Annotated in this window: 13 protein-coding genes; 11 read left to right on the top strand and 2 right to left on the bottom strand. The window is 38.4% G+C overall.

What is annotated here, in order from left to right:
* Nucleotides 1-42 precede the first annotated feature (42 nt).
* The 6 genes from VEIT17_RS09595 (at nucleotide 43) to VEIT17_RS09570 (ending at nucleotide 8,116) form a co-directional block, all read left to right on the top strand.
* Complete coding sequence (locus VEIT17_RS09595) at nucleotides 43-1,473, top strand: [FeFe] hydrogenase, group A (RefSeq protein ID WP_156719507.1); 1,431 nt, start codon at nucleotides 43-45, stop codon at nucleotides 1,471-1,473.
* Nucleotides 1,474-1,935: 462 nt separating this feature from the next.
* Entirely contained in the window at nucleotides 1,936-3,084 is a 1,149-nt protein-coding gene (locus VEIT17_RS09590) for a glycoside hydrolase family 3 N-terminal domain-containing protein (protein WP_178885915.1), read from the top strand.
* Between the two features lie 370 nt (nucleotides 3,085-3,454).
* Entirely contained in the window at nucleotides 3,455-4,519 is a 1,065-nt protein-coding gene (locus VEIT17_RS09585) for an ATP-binding protein (RefSeq protein WP_129823695.1), read from the top strand.
* Nucleotides 4,520-4,808: 289 nt separating this feature from the next.
* On the top strand, nucleotides 4,809-5,714 hold the full coding sequence (locus VEIT17_RS09580) for a sigma-70 family RNA polymerase sigma factor (RefSeq protein ID WP_178885913.1): 906 nt from the start codon (nucleotides 4,809-4,811) through the stop codon (nucleotides 5,712-5,714).
* 474 nt (nucleotides 5,715-6,188) lie between these two features.
* Nucleotides 6,189-6,797, top strand: a complete 609-nt coding sequence (locus VEIT17_RS09575) for a hypothetical protein (protein WP_178885911.1) — start codon at nucleotides 6,189-6,191, stop codon at nucleotides 6,795-6,797.
* A 317-nt stretch (nucleotides 6,798-7,114) separates the two neighbouring features.
* Nucleotides 7,115-8,116 (top strand): DNA cytosine methyltransferase, encoded by a 1,002-nt coding sequence (locus VEIT17_RS09570; protein WP_178885909.1) that lies wholly within the window; start codon nucleotides 7,115-7,117, stop codon nucleotides 8,114-8,116.
* Nucleotides 8,117-8,157: 41 nt separating this feature from the next.
* On the opposite strand, the gene VEIT17_RS09565 is transcribed toward VEIT17_RS09570, so the two are convergent.
* The gene (locus VEIT17_RS09565; RefSeq protein ID WP_178885907.1) at nucleotides 8,158-9,051 is read right to left on the bottom strand and encodes a hypothetical protein; all 894 of its coding nucleotides are present in this window, start codon (nucleotides 9,049-9,051) and stop codon (nucleotides 8,158-8,160) included.
* 145 nt (nucleotides 9,052-9,196) lie between these two features.
* Between VEIT17_RS09565 and VEIT17_RS09560 the strand changes: the two genes are divergently transcribed.
* Nucleotides 9,197-10,114 carry a DUF6731 family protein gene (locus VEIT17_RS09560; protein ID WP_178885905.1) on the top strand — a complete coding sequence of 306 codons (918 nt, stop codon included), beginning with the start codon at nucleotides 9,197-9,199 and terminating at the stop codon, nucleotides 10,112-10,114.
* Nucleotides 10,115-10,790: 676 nt separating this feature from the next.
* On the opposite strand, the gene VEIT17_RS09555 is transcribed toward VEIT17_RS09560, so the two are convergent.
* Nucleotides 10,791-12,095 (bottom strand): cytosine permease, encoded by a 1,305-nt coding sequence (locus VEIT17_RS09555; RefSeq protein WP_178885903.1) that lies wholly within the window; start codon nucleotides 12,093-12,095, stop codon nucleotides 10,791-10,793.
* 462 nt (nucleotides 12,096-12,557) lie between these two features.
* Between VEIT17_RS09555 and VEIT17_RS09550 the strand changes: the two genes are divergently transcribed.
* The 4 genes from VEIT17_RS09550 to VEIT17_RS09535 all read left to right on the top strand — a co-directional run bounded on the left by VEIT17_RS09550 (nucleotide 12,558) and on the right by VEIT17_RS09535 (nucleotide 17,397).
* Nucleotides 12,558-13,244: an IclR family transcriptional regulator gene (locus tag VEIT17_RS09550; RefSeq protein WP_242013262.1), complete on the top strand. Its 687-nt coding sequence runs from the start codon at nucleotides 12,558-12,560 to the stop codon at nucleotides 13,242-13,244.
* Nucleotides 13,245-13,447: 203 nt separating this feature from the next.
* Complete coding sequence (locus tag VEIT17_RS09545) at nucleotides 13,448-14,608, top strand: M20 family metallopeptidase (protein ID WP_242013261.1); 1,161 nt, start codon at nucleotides 13,448-13,450, stop codon at nucleotides 14,606-14,608.
* Between the two features lie 29 nt (nucleotides 14,609-14,637).
* Entirely contained in the window at nucleotides 14,638-15,999 is a 1,362-nt protein-coding gene (gene dcuC / locus VEIT17_RS09540; protein WP_178885897.1) for a C4-dicarboxylate transporter DcuC, read from the top strand.
* Nucleotides 16,000-16,176: 177 nt separating this feature from the next.
* Complete coding sequence (locus VEIT17_RS09535; RefSeq protein ID WP_178885895.1) at nucleotides 16,177-17,397, top strand: hypothetical protein; 1,221 nt, start codon at nucleotides 16,177-16,179, stop codon at nucleotides 17,395-17,397.
* Nucleotides 17,398-17,808: the final 411 nt, after the last annotated feature.

Below are 17,808 nucleotides of genomic sequence, written 5' to 3'. Positions count from 1 at the left end.
TTTTAAAGGTTTGCTAGTTTTAGTTTGTTAGAGGAGGTCCTCATGTCTCAATACGAATTTATCGATAAACGCGTGCCGATTGCGCTCGACAATCCATCCATTTATCACGACATTTCTAAGTGTAAAAACTGTACGTTATGCCGTCGCGCTTGTGCGGACGTAATGAGCGTACTCGACTACTACGATCTCGATGCAAATGGCGATGTGCCTGTATGTATCCACTGTGGTCAATGTGCGGCTGCATGTCCATTCGACTCCATGCATGCTAAATCCGAGCTTGAAAAGGTGAAAGCAGCTCTTGCAGATCCTGAAAAAATTGTTGTTATTCAAACAGCTCCAGCTGTTCGTGTAGCTATCGGCGAAGGCTTCGGTTACGAACCAGGTACATTCCTTGAAGGTAAAATGGTTGGTGCATTACGTGCATTAGGTGCGGACTATGTAGTAGATACTAACTTTGGTGCGGATTTAACTATCATGGAAGAAGCCTCTGAGCTTGTAGAACGCCTTAAAAATGGTGGTCAAATTCCTCAGTTCACAAGCTGCTGCCCAGCGTGGGTGCGCTTTGCGGAAATCTACTTCCCTGAATTGATTCCTAACTTGTCTTCCACACGTTCTTGTATCGCTATGGAAGCAGCTATGATTAAGACTTATTTTGCTGAGAAAAAAGGCATTAATCCTAGCAATATCGTATCCGTATCTGTAAACCCTTGTACGGCTAAAAAAGCAGAAACAAAACGGGAAGAAGAAAATGCAGCGGCTCGTTACCATAATGATGAATCTCTTGGCATGGATACAGATATTTCCATCACCACACGTGAGTTCATCCGTTGGATTCAAGAGGAAAACCTCGACTTCAATGCTATTGAAGAATCTCAATTTGATGACTTAATCGGTATGGAAACTGGTGCATCCATCATCTTTGGTAATACTGGTGGTGTTATGGAAGCAGCTATGCGTACAGCGTACAAGCTCATCACTGATAAAGAGCCACCTCCATATGCATTGACACACCTTGAAGACGTTCGTGGTATGGAAGGTGTTAAAGAGGCCACTGTTCAATTAGGTGATGATGTAACCTTGTCTGTTGCTGTAGTGCATGGCGGTAAAAACACACGTGACTTCCTTAATGCCTTAAAAGACAGTGATAAACACTATGACTTTATCGAAGTTATGGCTTGTCCAGGTGGCTGTATCGGTGGCGGCGGTCAACCGCGCACTAAATTGCCTCAAGCTGTGAAAACTAAGGAAGCTCGTATTGGCGGTCTTTACGAAGCTGATGCGAACTATAAATGGGTCGCTTCCTATGAAAACCCAGAAATCCAAGCCTTATACAAAGACTTCTTGGGTGAACCATTGGGCCATAAGGCACATGAACTTTTGCATACACATTACACAGACCGCAGTGCGGTTCTTGGTGATCGCAAAGACGTAACACCTGAAACATGCCCAACATCCCCTAAATATAAGGGCTAATCGTATTACGATGTAGCTAATTCGGTCAGTACGGATCGTTTCGAATGTAATCTGCCGATACGTACATCTATACATTGGCATGATTAGACTGGTATATGGGTAACTAACTGAACATACATAAATCCTACGGGTCATGAGTGACTTGATACTTGTGTAGATATTGACTACTGAGTGTCAACTTACATGCGATTCGTAGGATTTTTATATTTATCCTTCTTATAGTTTTGTATATGTTATATGTATGGATCTCATAAGGCACTAGATTGTGACTGTATGTACTATCATAATGATTTCATATCAATGGATTGTTTTGTATAGTAATTGTTACTGTTACTTTATAACTTTATTATGATAAATTAGTATAGGAAATTAGCTTTCACATGAGGAAAAGATGAATTATATAGTGTATAATATATAGAGAAGTAATGTGTAAGAGAGTTCAGCAAGGAGTTTTGTGGAGAGATGAACTTGTTTTTACGGCGTGCCTTATGTGGCATAGCCTTGATAGTCGCCGCCATCGGTATTGCGGGATGCCAACATGAGAGTCAGGCAGAGCAGGAAGAGGTACGAACTGTATCGTATCGAGCCGTCATGGAATCAGACAAACCTGTCCCTGAGAAGGTGAACACCTGGCTTGGGGCTATGTCTCAAGAGGACAAGATAGGCCAGCTGATGATGATTAGCCTTCACGGCAGCACGGTAGGACAGTCCCAAAAGGACGTCATCAGGAAATACCGTGTGAGCGGCGTTATGCTAACTAATGAAAATCTAAATAATAAAAACCAAGTGAAAGCTTTCACCAGCGATATCATGCAAACGGCCACAACGGCGAGTATGGTGACGCCATACATCGGCATCAATCGGGATAAGGTGTTGAGTACGAATGAAAGTTTCTTGCGCTTGCCAGAGCCAAATCGTTGGGGGCAACTACCGATGGAACGGATCATCAATTTAGTGACTCGATCGGCCATCGAAATGCGCGATATGGGCTTTAATCTCATTGTGGGACCGAATGCAAACCTAGGGGTGCCGAATGTGTCCTATACATCTGACCCTACGTGGGCAGGGCATATGGATCTCGCCATGGCGGAGCGTTACCAAATCAACCACATGTGGTTTGCCTATAACTACTTCCCAGCAGTGAGCCTTGGTGATGCATCCTTTGAGACCGCTAACGATGCGAAAGTCTATTTGAACAACAACGATGTGTCCGTATTTAAACGCCTCATTACACAGACGACAGCGAACACGTACATGCTCGTCATAAGTCATGTGCAAATCCCTGCCATCGATAATGAACACCTAGCGAGTAACTCGAAAGCAATCATAACGGATTGGCTACGACACGAGCTAGGCTATAACGGCGTGGTTATGACCGACCGTGTCGATGTAGGGGCCTTGCAAGCAAACCAAAAGATAGGGGACTTTGCAGTTAACTCCATCGTAGCAGGCAGTGACCTCGTCCTTCTTGATGCGGATACGGGGCACATCGATGAAGTCCATCGCGCACTTACGCAAGCAGTGGCGAACGGAACCATTTCAAATGACCGACTCAATGATGCGGTTAAGCATATTTTGCTCATGAAGATGCAAACTCAACTACAACAATAAAGAAACAAATACAACAATAAAGAAATAACTATAACAATAAAGAAACGACTCTATAAATATCCTTATTACATACGAGTCATATGACGTGCTATACCTTATGGTAGGCACGTCTTTTTATATGTGTTGGGTATGGAAAAAGATTATATACGGAATATTGTATGTCATCGTGATGAGGATAGACCTATAAGAATGCAGTAAATATAAGGGCTTTCACAATTGAATGGGTAAAAAGTAAACCATTAAATAAGTATATTTTATGCGTAAAAAATTTAACATAATAAAAAGTCATGTTAATATTATGAAAATAAGTTTAAATTTGTTTTAAATTTATGATATAATAATCTCCATAGAATGTTGGAGGTGAGAGTATATGAATTTTGTGGGACGTGCTGAAATTATTGAGAGTATCCAGTCCCGTATTGCGATGAATCAAATGAGTTTGTGTGTTGTGTACGGTCCGCATCGCAGTGGCAAATCCTATGTGGCTTCCCAGCTTGTACGACGTCATAAGGCGTTATACTTGGCAGGTCGCATGGCTAATGAAGCAATCCATGTAGCCGATATGAATCGAGCTCTTGAGGCACGTTTTGTTCCTACTGATGAGCAGGACAAATTCGAACCGATCACTAGCTTGCAAGAGGCTTTTGAGGGTCTATTTGAAAGCAGTGTGAAAACGCCTCAGACTGTGGTGATTGATGATTACCCTTCCTTGGTGGAGGCTGTACCTCAGTTCCCCATACACTTGCGTGATTTGTTAGATACCTATAAAGAAACGAGCCAGTTGAACATCATTTTGATGGCCAATGGTTTAGAACAGCTCGATGGTCGCATCATTGGCGATCGCAGTCTAATCGGTCCCTATGTGTCGGAATATTTTGAGGTGAAACCGTTCTCCTTGGTGGATATGAAATCCTTGGGTCTTCACTATGCGAAGGATGACTTGCGTACTGTATTCGCCGTAACAGGCGGTCTACCTGCGTATGTGCAGTACTTTGATAATGGTGAAAGCATCGATACGAATATTATTAATTTGTTCTTCTCTGTATCGGGTGCCCTATTTGAAGAAACACAACATATCTTACATCGAGATATGAAAAATATAACAGGTGCTAATGCCATCCTATCTGGCCTTGCTACCCTTGAAAGACCATACTACGTGGAGCTTTTACAAGCTAGCCAAATTAAAAGCGGCACCTTTACATCTCGTTTAAATGACCTCATGGCGATGGGTCTCGTAGGTCGTATCCAAGCGAATAGCCGTGGACCTGCGAAATACGCAGACTACCACTTTACCAATAGCATGTTCCATTTCTGGTACCGCTATGTGTATAAATACTGGGGTGAAATCGTGCGTGGCAACGGTGCAGACGTGTACCAAACCTACGTAAAACCACAACTGAAAGACTTTGTGGAAGCTTCCTGTATTGCAATTTAATCAGACAATTTAATCAGACACCACACTTCCTCTGTGGTGTCTTTTTGTGTTGTTTATTTATTTTGCCGTAGTATTCTTCTGAATCTTATTTATGTGTCATATTCTTTTGAATATATTTCATTTTCAGCAATTACCTATCTAGGTGTATAGTTATGACCTTTTATGGGTAGAAATTAATGTTAGGATGTAACAGAATATGACGGAATTCAAAAGAATTGCCAATTTGTCAAAATCTCCGATCCACGCTATTGTGTAGATAAGCGCTATGCCATGGCAGGAAAGGGGATTTATGTTATACACAAACGAAGAACCGTTAGTACAACGAACCTGTATTAAAACTGCAAGCTTACAATCGGAGAAATTAGTTACTAGAAAATCAGTATCTGAAAAAGTAAAATCTAAAAAAGCACAATCTGAGGAACTATCACCTGCGGAAAAAACGTCTGACGAAGTACTTTCTAAGGAATCAAAGTACAAGGTGCCAGAGGAGTTAAAATTACAGACCCTTATTTGTGGGCATCAGGTATTAACATCCTTATCGGATAAAAGCCTTGTGTCGGTTTGTCAAAATCCAAACATGCGGATTCAGACCGTTGGATATCAGCCGTGGTCTGTTGATGAGCTGCGCCATGATGCGGCACAAATAGAGATTTGTCGCAGGTATCGACCACTCATCTTGCACTATACGAATCGGACCGGGAACCGCGAGTTTAGGGAAGACCTAGAGAGCTATCTATGGGCCATACTCTTGGAATCGATTTATAGCTTTGATCTGAAAGGGGCTGTACCGTTCCCTGGCTTTGTGAAAGCTGGCATTAGATATGGTTATATGCGGTATTGGAAACGAGAACGGTTACGTAATCATCGTGAGATTCATATACCAGATCGCATCACCGAAGATGGAGAGGTCACGTTTGGTATGGATATCTTCTCGTCTGGAGAAAATATAGCGGACATGATCATGACTGCCGATGAAGAACAACGCTTACGAGCCCGTCTCGTATGGGCATTGGGTAGATTATCTCAAGACCAACAAGACCTTTTGCGCCGTGTATATGGGGAATGTAAAAGCCTCGTATCCGTTAGTGAAGAGCTGAACTGTAGCCGCCAAGCTATCCAAAGACGTCATGAACGAGCCCTTCGGAAGCTGCGCAGATACCTAACGACGGACTTTAAGAAATTGCGAGTACACTAGTATGAATGCAATAGGGCTATACATTCATTAGAGATATACACGTATTAAAGTTATATACATATGAGATTCTTAGAACTCTGAATCGATTAGAATATGTAGTGTAAACATATGAATATTAGTCTATTAGAGTCTAGTTCGTATTAAATAATATGTGTTAATATAATTTAATTTCTTATTTATATTCTGATTTTTGTATAATTACATTAATCTCGATTAATAGATATACATAAAATATGCAATTCTCAATTTAAATGAGAAAATAATGACACATATAAGTAACCATTAGTTTTACAAGATCTTAAAGTCTTTAATTTTACATAAATTTCTATAGTTTTGTGTATATATTTACAAATTATACAGACTGATATACAATTAAATCAACAGCAGATTAAAGCATGCGAATCTGCTTTCACAGAACACGTGTTCATTGTATTGTTGAAAGGAATGTTCCTAATTAGAGGGGAGAGAATTCCTATGATAACACATGATGAATTAACAGATATGATGGCCGCTCGGCTATCTAAGGGAGAGGATTTGGATTTGATCTATACGAATCCAAAGAACCACATTGTTTGTTTTATTCCTACTTATGAGCCTGGTGGTGGTGATAGTACGAAGTGCTATTTCGTAGATGGCCGTGAAGAACTGATCTGTCTGCCGATGCGCACCATTACGCGGGAGCTGGCGGTACAGGAAGGGTTGAGGCCCAATTACATTATGACCAGCGACGGTCGGCGTAGTAGCTATACATCGCCTAAGACCTATGGTCCGCATCTGACCTTTGCCCATATTAAATGTCGGCGCCCTGTTGGCAAAGACGTGGTGTATGGCCTCTTTAACGTGGCTATACCCTATGAATATATCGTTACGGAAGGTCCGGAACCCGACACGAGCTATATTCACGTGGGGAACTTTGCACCGATCTTGGTGTACCAATCCCCGCGTCACGTTAAACACAAACTGAATGAAGCCATGCTAGAACACTGCAACTACGTGCGCAAAATGCTAGCCCGCATCAAACTCAGCCAAAACCCACAAGTCGTGGCCGAACTATTTATCGCCTGGAGAGACCTAACAAGATAACGATTAGTTAGGTGGTGAAAGTAGGGTTAAAAGGGAAGAGAAAAGGAGGATATATAGGGAGATATAAGAAAATATTTTAATTATAATATGTAATAAAGAAACCATTCTTTGTGTAATCAAAGGATGGTTTCTTTAGTATTTAAAGAATTAATCCTTGTAGTCTTTATTTATTAATATAGATATGATACTATTTTATTATTTATCTTATAAAATAACTTTTGAATTTTCTCTAGATTTTATTGTAAAAATCGAACGTTTGTGCTATAATTTATGTAAAGAAGTATTAGTAAGTTGATATATAATTAGGGGTGTATTCTATGAAGCTTATAAGTCTTTTTAGTGGTTGTGGGGGGTTAGATTTGGGATTTGAGCGTGCTGGATTTGAAATTCCAATTGCTAATGAATATGATAAGACCATTTGGGATACCTTTAAAGCTAATCATCCTAATACACATCTTATTGAAGGTGATATTAGAAAGGTAAATAAAGATGATATAGAAGAATATATCACAGACGACGTTGATGGTATTATTGGGGGCCCTCCTTGTCAATCTTGGTCTGAGGCAGGTGCCTTAAGAGGTATAGAAGATGAAAGAGGACAATTATTTTATGATTATATTCGTATATTAAAAGATTTTAAGCCGAAATTTTTCTTAGCTGAAAATGTTAGTGGAATGCTTGCTGGTAGACATGCTCAGGCGGTAGAGAATATTATACATTTATTTAATGATGCAGGATATGATGTTAGTGTTAATTTAGTGAATGCTAAGGATTATGGTGTTGCACAAGAGCGAAAAAGAGTTTTCTTTATAGGCTTTAGAAAGGATCTTAAAGTTAATTTCAAATTCCCCATGGGTTCTACACAAAATGATGAGGATAAAATAACCTTAAGGGATATAATTTGGGATTTAAAAGATTCGGCAGTGCCAGCCCTTGAAAAGAATAATACGAATTCTGCAGCTATTAATAATAATGAATATTTTATTGGTGCATATTCTACTATATTTATGAGTAGAAATCGTGTTAAGAGTTGGGATGAACAAGCTTATACGGTACAGGCATCTGGTCGTCAGTGCCAACTTCATCCGCAAGCACCTAAAATGGAAAAAGTTGATAAGAATAAATATATTTTTGTGAAGTCTCATGAAGATTTATATAGAAGAATGACAGTTAGAGAAGTTGCACGTGTTCAAGGATTTCCTGACGATTTTAAATTTATTTATAGTAAAGTCGACGTGGGGTATAAAATGATTGGTAATGCAGTTCCAGTTAATTTGGCATACGAGATTGCTTCTGCTATAAAAGCTGTTTTAGTGTAAAATAAAAAATATGGTTGATATAATTATATCAACCATATTTTTTATTCGTGGGTAATTTCATTGTAGTTTATAACATTATCTTCGTTTAAATCTTCAGTGTTAATACTCTCTAAAGCGTTTAATGCATACTTTAACTTATTATAAGCTGAATCTCCACCTACAGCTAAAGGTGTATTGAAGTTTAAATTGTGAGATAATTTAGAATTTTCTATAGTCCAGTCTACTGAAACTGCGAGAGGACGATTACCATCATACTTATTATCGAATGTTCTATAGTTTAAGGCCTTATAGACACAAAATAAATTAGGGTTGCTTTTAACATAGCTACTGATAGGTTGTAATCTAGTAATTATACTCTCAATTGATGAAGTGTCATTTGTTACTAACATATAGTTAGCTATACCAGAATTTTTTATAATTTGACCATTGACTGAAGCATTTTTTTTGCTCTCCGCTAAATTTGTTCCTGAGTAGACATCCGTTACTTCATCTTCTGTAAGCTCTAGTTGTGTACTTAATTTTCCACCTGTTTTATTTGTTAATTCAAATTTCCAACCTAAAGTGATTGAGCCTGCTTGTGTTCTTGAGGATTTTGTTTTATAAATTAGTTTTTTTGCTTGGAATTGTGATCTTAATTTGTGAGTTGCCTCGTTTATTTTAGTTTCCCAATTATCCCCAAATAGTTGTTTAGCTCGTTCTTTACTAATTTTATTCTCTACAAAATCAGCATTTTCTTTTTTATAAGAAATCTTAATTTCTCTTACTTCATTTGTATTAATATCTTGTGCTTCAATATAAATATCTGTTTTAGGCTCACCATGAGGACTTGATGGTTTTCCGGCAAAGTTAACCTTGTAAGTATTACCTTCGAAATTAAATTGTGTATCATTTTGGAATAACTCTAGAATAGCCCGTTCGGCTTCAGTAAACTTCATAATACATCTCCTCTTATAAAATTTATATTCACTAAATAATAGTTTATCAGTATCAAGTTATTATATATAGTGAATGATTAACTTATTAGTTGTGGTGTAATAGCCTTTCCTATATAATTTATATTATATAGGGGGGGGATTGAATATGTCTAACAAAAGCTTTACTCTTAAATTCCATTACTATTTTGTTAAATCTTCAATAGAAGGGGATTTAGCATCTTTTGAAATTGATACTAATAAAAAGTTAGAACGACTACTAATAAAACTATCTGAATGTAATCATGAAGAGAGGATCTGGAGACATAATCAGGATGATGATAATATGATTATTCTGCAGTCTTTGTCTAGAGAGCGTAATGGCTTTTGGAAGTTAAACTTTGTGAAGATTCGAGATGGTGCTTTACCAGGAAGACTAAGTGCAGATGGTGTATTTAGTGAGATTATTTTGGAACCGGATGAATATATAGGGGAAGACATGACAATTATTTATTCTCCAAAATATTCGTTGCTGGGATTACAACGTAATTTTTTTAGTGTGAGTGCATCAAAGGTTCAAGATTATTTTTCAAATAAAGAAATGATTTTTATACAAGATGGTGTTAGTTTTATATTTGAGCCTATTATTGAGTCTAAAGTTATTCCGGAAACAGCTATTTTAAGAAATGTTGAGGTCTCTTGTTATGATTTAAATGGCGCATCAATAGAGGATATTATCTCAAGTGATAATTCTTATGGTGCTAGAAGAATTACTTTAATATATGGAATGGGTACTGCTCCTAAAGATAAAGGATTACTTAGTGGGATTCGTACTATTTTAGGGAATTGTATTGGTGATCCTAGATACAAGAGGGTAAAAGCTTCATATCGTAAAGATGCTAATAGTCCAATTGAAGCAATTGATTTTATTGAATCTAAAGTTGAAAATCGAATTTCCTTAATGTATTCAAAAACAGATCCAATTACCCACGATCGCGTTTATATGGCATTTTTACCAGAATTTAAGAAACAATTAGCTATTATTGCTCCAGTTGAAGGCGAAGATAATGAAAACGATGATAGGTAAATATAGAATACTTATTCTTTTTCTTTGCATTAGCATTGTGTTAACGTTTTGTTTTGATGTAGATAAAGTTAGAAGTGATAATTTCTTATCATCAATTCTGACGGTTGCTTCTATTATTGTAGGATTTATAACTGCTACAGTAAGTTTATTTATAGGTATAGCTGGAACGAATGTTATGCAGCGGCTGAATAAAAGAGGTAAGATTGATGAGTTAATATTTCGCTTTAAAAGTATAATTTATACAGGAATTTTGTCTATCATAATATCCATATACATGTACTTATTTGATAATGTTAAGCACATATATATTAATAATATTACAATACCGATAAGTTCCATAATTATTGCTTGTTTATTTACCTCACTTTCTTTAAGCATATATTATACATTAAATTTAATAAAAATAATGCTTTTAATTTTCAGAGACTTAGTAAAAAAATCATAATTCGATAAAAGAGGAGACTGTTTTGAAACAGTCTCCTCTTATGTTATATAGATTTATTAAATCAAGGCTGCCATTTAGAGTACCCAAATCCCATCATAATAATGCTCACTACGAGCATGCCGTTACCGAGGGTAATAGTGCTGTCACTTGTGGCTAGACAGGTAATAAAGGCTCCGATACCCATAATTATGGTTCCTAGTATAGCTGAGAGTTTATAGATTGCCATGATGATCACCCGTTGCTTTCACTAACGACATTAGGTTTTACAATATACGTGATGAGTGTGTATAGTAGGGCGCCGATTATAATCCCGTTTAGTGAAGCGAGACCAAATGGCATGAATTTTACACCAACTAATGCGATGGCCCAAGTGATCCAAGGAACTAGATTCCATTTTTTGAAAGTAGCCTTATCATAATCAATATATTTTCCACGATGAACTAGATAGAAATCGGCTAAAATAATACCACATAGTGGTGGAACAATAATACCTAGTGTACTTAAGAATACAAAGAGAGATTCAATTTTGTATGGTTGAGTAATTGTTGCTAATGCAGAGATGGCAATTAGCACGGCTAGCATAATATTTCTGTTTAGTTTGAAAGAATTTGCTAGGTTCAGTGATGTGGAATAAAGGTTTGCACCATTTGTTGTAAAGATGTTAGTTGTTAATAATAATAAGCTTGGGAATACAAGACCAAAGCTTAATAATACTGTAATTAAGTCGCCATCATGCATAGCTATACCTGCAATAGCACCACAGCTAATCATTAGCGTATTGCCACCTAATAAGCCAATTGTGCTAGCAGTAATAACATCTTTTTTGCTTTTACCATAGCGCATAATATCGGCGATACATGTTGCAGTAGATAGAATCCATGTACCAATAACAATAGTGATACCTGAAAGTAAATCAATGGGTTGTACAGGTATATGGTTAAACAGTTCTTGCCATCCACCGATAGTTAGAACAGAGCGAGTGGCCGTACCTAGTGAAAGGAATACGATAGCTGGAATTGCGATATAGCCAAATACGGCAAGTGATTTAATACCTAGAATTGCAAAGATACCCATGATCACAGCACTGAGCATCATAGCAATGACTTCACCTGTGTAGGAAAGGTTGAATACTTGAGCAATAAAATGTCCATATAAGGCCGCTTGAATAGTGTACCAACCTATATTGACTATAGGAACAAAGAGTGAAGCGATTCTTGAGCCTTCCTGACCAAAGCTATATCTTGTTAAAAGTGCAAAGGTAAGGCCTGTTTTATAAGCAATTACGCTCACTAGTCCTGCGATGATACATAAGAAAATATTTCCTAGAATCATGGCTAACAATAATTCATTGAAGGTAAGCCCTGCAGCTAATCCACCGCCAGCCATCATACTAGTTACAAGAAAAACAAATCCAGTCCAAACGATTGTGAGAGAAAAACAAGATTTTCTTGCCGCTAATGGCACAGGTTCTCTAGAGTACTCATTATCTGTGTTTGTATTAACCTGTTCTACAAACTCTAATTTCTCCTTACTCATAGATTTACACTCCTATACGTAATGAAAACCACCATGATGTATTTTGTATTTATATAAATATGGCAGTAAAGACCTATCTTGTAGCGCAAATATAGCAGATGTCTCAAATAGAGAGTTCATATTAAGTTGTCATAAACGAATAGTATTTAATTTCATTAAAGCATACTTAGAATTAATATTCAATATGTATGCTATGTATATTACTTTCTATTTTTGCTTGAAGGTAGCTCCAACACATATCGTAGATATGTATTGGAGCATTAGCGTAACCTATGCATCATAGTTATTTTTAAATTTTTCATGAATGTGTTATTGTTATATTTATAATGAGTCAAATGCACTTTATGTCGCTGAGAGGTATAGGGTGCAATCAAATAAATTACGTATATTGTTATTAGTTTTAATAGAATAGTGAAATGTATTAGCCCACAGTGGTGCTAGTGCACTTCTTTGGAAATGAATATGATTCAATCAATAGAGCGTGGTATTGAGATACTCAAGTTATTAGAGGCAGGACCTCTTGGTGTAACTGAGTTGGCGAATGCGACAGCGTTGCCGAAGACGACGGTTCATCGGTTGCTCAAGACCTTTGAGGCCCATCATTGGGTTGAGTTCAATGGGGCCAAGAAGTATCAGTTGTCTTGGGGTGTTTTGCCCATGGCAAAGTCCTTTCTTATGTCTTTGGATGTGCGTGCCATTGCGCATCCGTACATGGTGGCTATCCGCGATCAGTTGCAGCAGTCCGTGAATTTGTTCTTGGCGCAAGGCGATTATCGGATCTGTATCGAGCGCGTTGCAGCGGATAAGCCATTGCGTCATGACATTAAGATTGGCACGGTGTACCCTATCTTTAAAGGGGCGGCGGGCAAGATTTTTGGGGCCTATCTAGGGGATTTCAAGGATACCGATATGAGTGCTAGTGAAAGCTCCCAAATTCGTCACGATGGGTATATGGTAACACGAGGCAATCGCGTGCCTGATGCGGCATCGATGGCGGTTCCTATCTTCTCCTTTGGCAATAAGCTAGAGGCGGTGATGACTATCTCTGGCCCTATAGGGGACTACACGGAAGAACGCGTCAAAGAGTATCTATCTGTCATGATGGTATTAGGTCAAACTATTTCCAAACAAATGGGGGCGACCTTATAAATTTATTTTTTATCCAGTTTATGGAATGATATTCCATATTACGGAACATCTATTAGTGCATTAATAAATAGATAATTGGTGCATTATTAGACAAATAAATAGAAAGATGGATAAAAAATAGGTTATTAGATACAGTCTTCATAAGGCTTGTATTGGTAGGTATATAAATTTATGTTTTTATAGTGTGTATGTTGGAGGTAGAAATGAGTCAGCTTTTACAAGAGATTGAAGCATTAAGACAGCCCATGAAGGAGTTGAACGATTTCATCTTCGATCATCCTGAGCTGGGGAACGAAGAGTTCCAAGCCCATGAGTTGTTGACGAATTTATTGGAGAAGGAAGGCTTCACCGTAGACCGTGAGGTGAGTGGCCTGAAAACGGCGTTCAGAGCGGTGTACCACGTAAACGGTGGCGTCCCTAAGATCGGTTTGCTTTGCGAATATGATGCCCTTGAAGGCTTGGGTCATGCGTGTGGTCATAATTTACAAGGCCCATCTATTTGTACGGCGGCGATTGCCTTGAAACGTACGTTGCAAGCGCCTTGTACGCTAGTTGTGTACGGTACGCCTGCAGAGGAAACGGCGAGCGGCAAGCTCGTTATGGCTCGCGAAGGCGTGTTTGACGATTTAGACCTAGCTTTCATGATGCACGGCAGCGATACGACGACAGTAGACGGCAAGTCTTTGGCGTTGAATCTCGTGAATATCAAGTTTCACGGCAAGTCTGCTCATGCGGCGATTGCTCCGGAGAAGGGAATCAGCGCCTTAGATGCCGTGTTATTGTTCTTCAACGGCATGGAGTACTTGCGCGAGCATGTACCAACTGAGGTTCGTATGCATGGTATCATCACTGATGGCGGTAAGGCGGCGAATATTGTTCCAGATTATGCGTGTACTCAATGGTATATTCGATCTTCTAGTCGCATTCGTCTCGATGAGATTGTGGAGCGCGTGAAAAATGTAGCTCAAGGGGCAGCTTTACAGGTGGGCGCTACTATGGAATGGGAAGAGGTTAAGGCGTACGACAACAAAGTCAATGTACAAACCTTGAACGATATACTTTTAAAAAATGCAGAAAAGGTAGGGGCCCCAGAGATTTCCGAGCCTCGTAAGGTGACGGGATCCACCGATTTCTCTAGCGTTACGTTTCGCGTACCAGGCGCCTGCTTGCGCGTGAAATTCGTAGGCAAGGGCGTGACAAGCCATTCTCAAGAATGGTTAGACAATGGTAAAAGCCAGCTCGCTGAGGACGCTATCATGTATGGCGCGAAGGGCATTGCCTTATCTGTTGAGGAAATCCTTGAAACACCAGGTTTGTTAGAAAAAATAAAAGAAGATTTCAAACAGGCAAAGGAAAACTTCTAAGTATTGTGTTGTGAATGGAGGGAACATGTATGAATTTGTTAGTTTGTTTATTGGTTATTGCCATAACGGGGGCGCTGGTTATTAAGAAGTTTAAAGCGCAAACCGTATTGTTGTTAGGCGGTCTTATTATGATGTTCGCAGCTTATTTGTTAGGCTATACGACATCTTTCGTAGAAGCGAAGAAGGCCACAGGGGTTCTTTTCTTTGATGCTTTTGAATTCATTAATATTACAACTGCTAAAGATGCGGCAAACCTTGGTCTCATGATCATGACTTGTACTGGTTTTGCGAAGTACATGGACCACATCGGTGCCAGCTCTCGCCTCGTTGTAACGGCTATCAAACCGCTTGGTAAAATGAAATCTGCATACCTAGTAATGGCGCTTACATTTATTCTAAATATGTTCATGTCCCTAGTAATCCCAAGTGCGTCTGGCCTTGCGATGCTCATGATGGTGACAATCTTCCCAATCCTTGTGCGCTTAGGCGTTAGCCCTGTAGGTGCTGCAGCAGCTGTTGCTACAGGTCATTTGCTCGACATCGGTCCTGCATCTGCTACTACATTACTCGTATCCAAAACTGTAAACATGCCTGTTCATGAATACTTTGTAGGGTATCAGTTGAAAGTATATATTATCTGTGGTTTGATGGCGGCTATTGCTCATTTTGTATGGCAAAAATACTTGGATAAAAAATCTGGTCATGTTCCTGCAGAATATGTTGAAGCTCATAAATCTGATGACCTTGAAGTAGGTCCATTACCATATATCTTCTTGCCATTATTACCATTAATATTTATCCTTGGTTTCAGCGATTATGGTATTCAAGGTGTTAAAATGAACGTAAACCTTGCGATGTTCCTTAGTTTGTTTATCGCTATGGTTTGTGAACTTATCCGTCATCGTGACTTCCGTAAAATGGCAGCTAGCATCCAAACCTTCTTTAAAGGTATGGGCGACCAATTTGCCAACACCGTAACATTGATCGTTGCTGGTGAAACATTCGCCTTCGGTTTGACTTCCTTGGGAATCGTAAAAGAATTCGTTGCCGCTATTCAAAGCCTTGCCATCTCTGCTGACGTAGTAGGTGTTATCGTATCTACAATCATTACAGGCTTAAGTATTGTAATGGGCTCTGGCGTTGCATCTATGTTCGCATTCGCTCCACTCGTTCCAAACTTTGCAGCTGACTTAGGCGGCAATGCGACAACAATCCTTCTTGGCATGCAAAATGCAGCCAGCGTTGGTCGTCTACTTAGCCCAATCAGTGCTGTTATGATCGCCGTAGCAGGTATCGCAAACATCTCCAGTTTCGACCTCGTAAAACGAACAAGCGTACCTGTAATCGTTACATTCATTACAAGTACAATTGCGATTTTGCTTATTCACTAATTCTAAATAGTGCTTTGTTGTTCATATTGGAATTAAACTGATATTAGAAGTAAATACAATACCTCAATAATAAAATATATAAACTATAAAAGGCTCAATAATAGGCATGTTCTCTAGGTTATAGTATACTTATACTAATGAGAGAACGTGCCTATTGTTATTTGAGAGAGGTATTGTATGAAATTAAAAAGTACTTTGTTGAGCTTAGCTGTAGCAGTAGCTTTCACCATGCCTATTGATGCGGCACAGTATACTGTGCCTGAAGGACAACCGCCTGTACCAGGGGCTGACGCTAGTATTCCAGATAATGCATATCAGAACTATCGTTACGATAAGACTCGCAATATTCCTACTGCTGATCACATTAAGAAAATGGAAGAGTATAATAAGCGAATTGATGGAGAGGTTCTTGAGAAGAAAGGAACTGCGGAGCAGGCAGAGCAATCAAAAAAAGCCTATGCGAAGTATTTGGATTTAATTACGCATGAATCTACTGTAATTTTATTGCACGAAGGTGATTATAAGGCTAAAGTGACATTGCCTATTTCAGTGGTAGAAAGTTATTTTGAGGACTTAAATAAAAAGGGTAAAGGCTCGTATGTTTTTGAACACAATGTTATTGCTGGGCTAGTAGGTGCTAATGAAGGAGTTGAAGATTTAGGATTTTATAGAAATGATCAACGTAAAGGGGAATTTAAGTATCCGGGCATTAGTAAAGGCTATTGGGGAATAAGAGAGAAATATTCGAATGGGAATTTACCTGTAATGTATGCAGCTGTTACTTTTGATCAATACCCAAATCAGATGTATATGGCAATCCTAGGCAATAAGAATCAGCCCATTACAAAAAATCTAGAATCTACAATGGCTAATTTTGTAATTCCTTCTATGCAGACACTAGATGATCTAGATAAAACTAGTGATACTGTTACGTGGGATAATCTAACCTATCGACTACCTAAGGGTATGATGTTAGATATTGAAGAAAAAAGTGATAACTTTCAGGGTCGCGTGTATGTTGGAGACGGTATGAAACTCGTTGTTGCACGTAGTGCCTTAGTAGATAAAGCGGTGCCTATACAGTTGTATACTCAGACGGTTTTAAAACACTTTTTCTATAAAAAGAATCCAATATTAGTAAAAGATATACCTCTTCAAGCAGCCTTAATATGGAATAATGGTGTTCCTTCATATCTTTTGGAGCAATATAATCCAGGTAAGAAATCTCGTATTTTCCATCTGATAACAGATGATAAATATGAATACTATATTTCGTTTACCTATGAAGATGGTAAAAATAAGTATAATCATATTGAACTACGTAATATAATGGAATACTTAGACTTCGGAAATGCCAAGCAACTAAGACATGCTAGTAATAAAAGAGTAAAGAAATAAGAAAAAGACCGTACCTTGGGGTACGGTCTTTACTGTATTTATCTATATATTTCTATTATTCGTTCCTTATTGTATCGAATAATAGTTCGTCATATAATAAGACTAGAATAGTTAGACGAGGTTGGGCCTCTCTTCGTCATCGAAGGGAGGGATAAGCCTATGAGTGATTATGAATTAATCATGCTCTTATTACAGGTGATAACTGTGGTTATTGCCTTTGGGGCATTAATAGCGCTTATTTGTCTTGGAAAAGACAAATAGCCCTTCGTTATCTTAGATGATTCGATAACTAAAAGGCCATTTCTCAAGATTCTTTGCTTTTAGAGATGAGCCTGACGTTACGACTCGTCTGACTATCTACTTATATTATAGTAAGGTTATGATATATCGTCAAATTGTGATGAATATGTG

This window comes from Veillonella nakazawae (assembly GCF_013393365.1).
In the GTDB taxonomy this organism is placed as follows: Bacteria; Bacillota; Negativicutes; order Veillonellales; family Veillonellaceae; genus Veillonella; species Veillonella nakazawae.
The sequence above is the reverse complement of the archived record's forward strand: the minus strand, read 5'-3'. Positions and strand labels throughout refer to the sequence as shown.

Excerpts from the sequence above, each read along its gene's own strand:
- VEIT17_RS09595 (WP_156719507.1), top strand. The coding sequence starts at position 43 with ATGTCTCAATACGAATTTATCGATAAACGCGTGCCGATTGCGCTCGAC.
- VEIT17_RS09535 (WP_178885895.1), top strand. The coding sequence starts at position 16,177 with ATGAAATTAAAAAGTACTTTGTTGAGCTTAGCTGTAGCAGTAGCTTTC.
- VEIT17_RS09590 (WP_178885915.1), top strand. The coding sequence starts at position 1,936 with ATGAACTTGTTTTTACGGCGTGCCTTATGTGGCATAGCCTTGATAGTC.
- VEIT17_RS09555 (WP_178885903.1), bottom strand. The coding sequence starts at position 12,095 with ATGAGTAAGGAGAAATTAGAGTTTGTAGAACAGGTTAATACAAACACA.
- VEIT17_RS09565 (WP_178885907.1), bottom strand. The coding sequence starts at position 9,051 with ATGAAGTTTACTGAAGCCGAACGGGCTATTCTAGAGTTATTCCAAAAT.
- VEIT17_RS09580 (WP_178885913.1), top strand. The coding sequence starts at position 4,809 with ATGTTATACACAAACGAAGAACCGTTAGTACAACGAACCTGTATTAAA.
- VEIT17_RS09575 (WP_178885911.1), top strand. The coding sequence starts at position 6,189 with ATGATAACACATGATGAATTAACAGATATGATGGCCGCTCGGCTATCT.
- VEIT17_RS09550 (WP_242013262.1), top strand. The coding sequence starts at position 12,558 with ATGATTCAATCAATAGAGCGTGGTATTGAGATACTCAAGTTATTAGAG.
- dcuC (WP_178885897.1), top strand. The coding sequence starts at position 14,638 with ATGAATTTGTTAGTTTGTTTATTGGTTATTGCCATAACGGGGGCGCTG.
- VEIT17_RS09560 (WP_178885905.1), top strand. The coding sequence starts at position 9,197 with ATGTCTAACAAAAGCTTTACTCTTAAATTCCATTACTATTTTGTTAAA.
- VEIT17_RS09570 (WP_178885909.1), top strand. The coding sequence starts at position 7,115 with ATGAAGCTTATAAGTCTTTTTAGTGGTTGTGGGGGGTTAGATTTGGGA.
- VEIT17_RS09585 (WP_129823695.1), top strand. The coding sequence starts at position 3,455 with ATGAATTTTGTGGGACGTGCTGAAATTATTGAGAGTATCCAGTCCCGT.
- VEIT17_RS09545 (WP_242013261.1), top strand. The coding sequence starts at position 13,448 with ATGAGTCAGCTTTTACAAGAGATTGAAGCATTAAGACAGCCCATGAAG.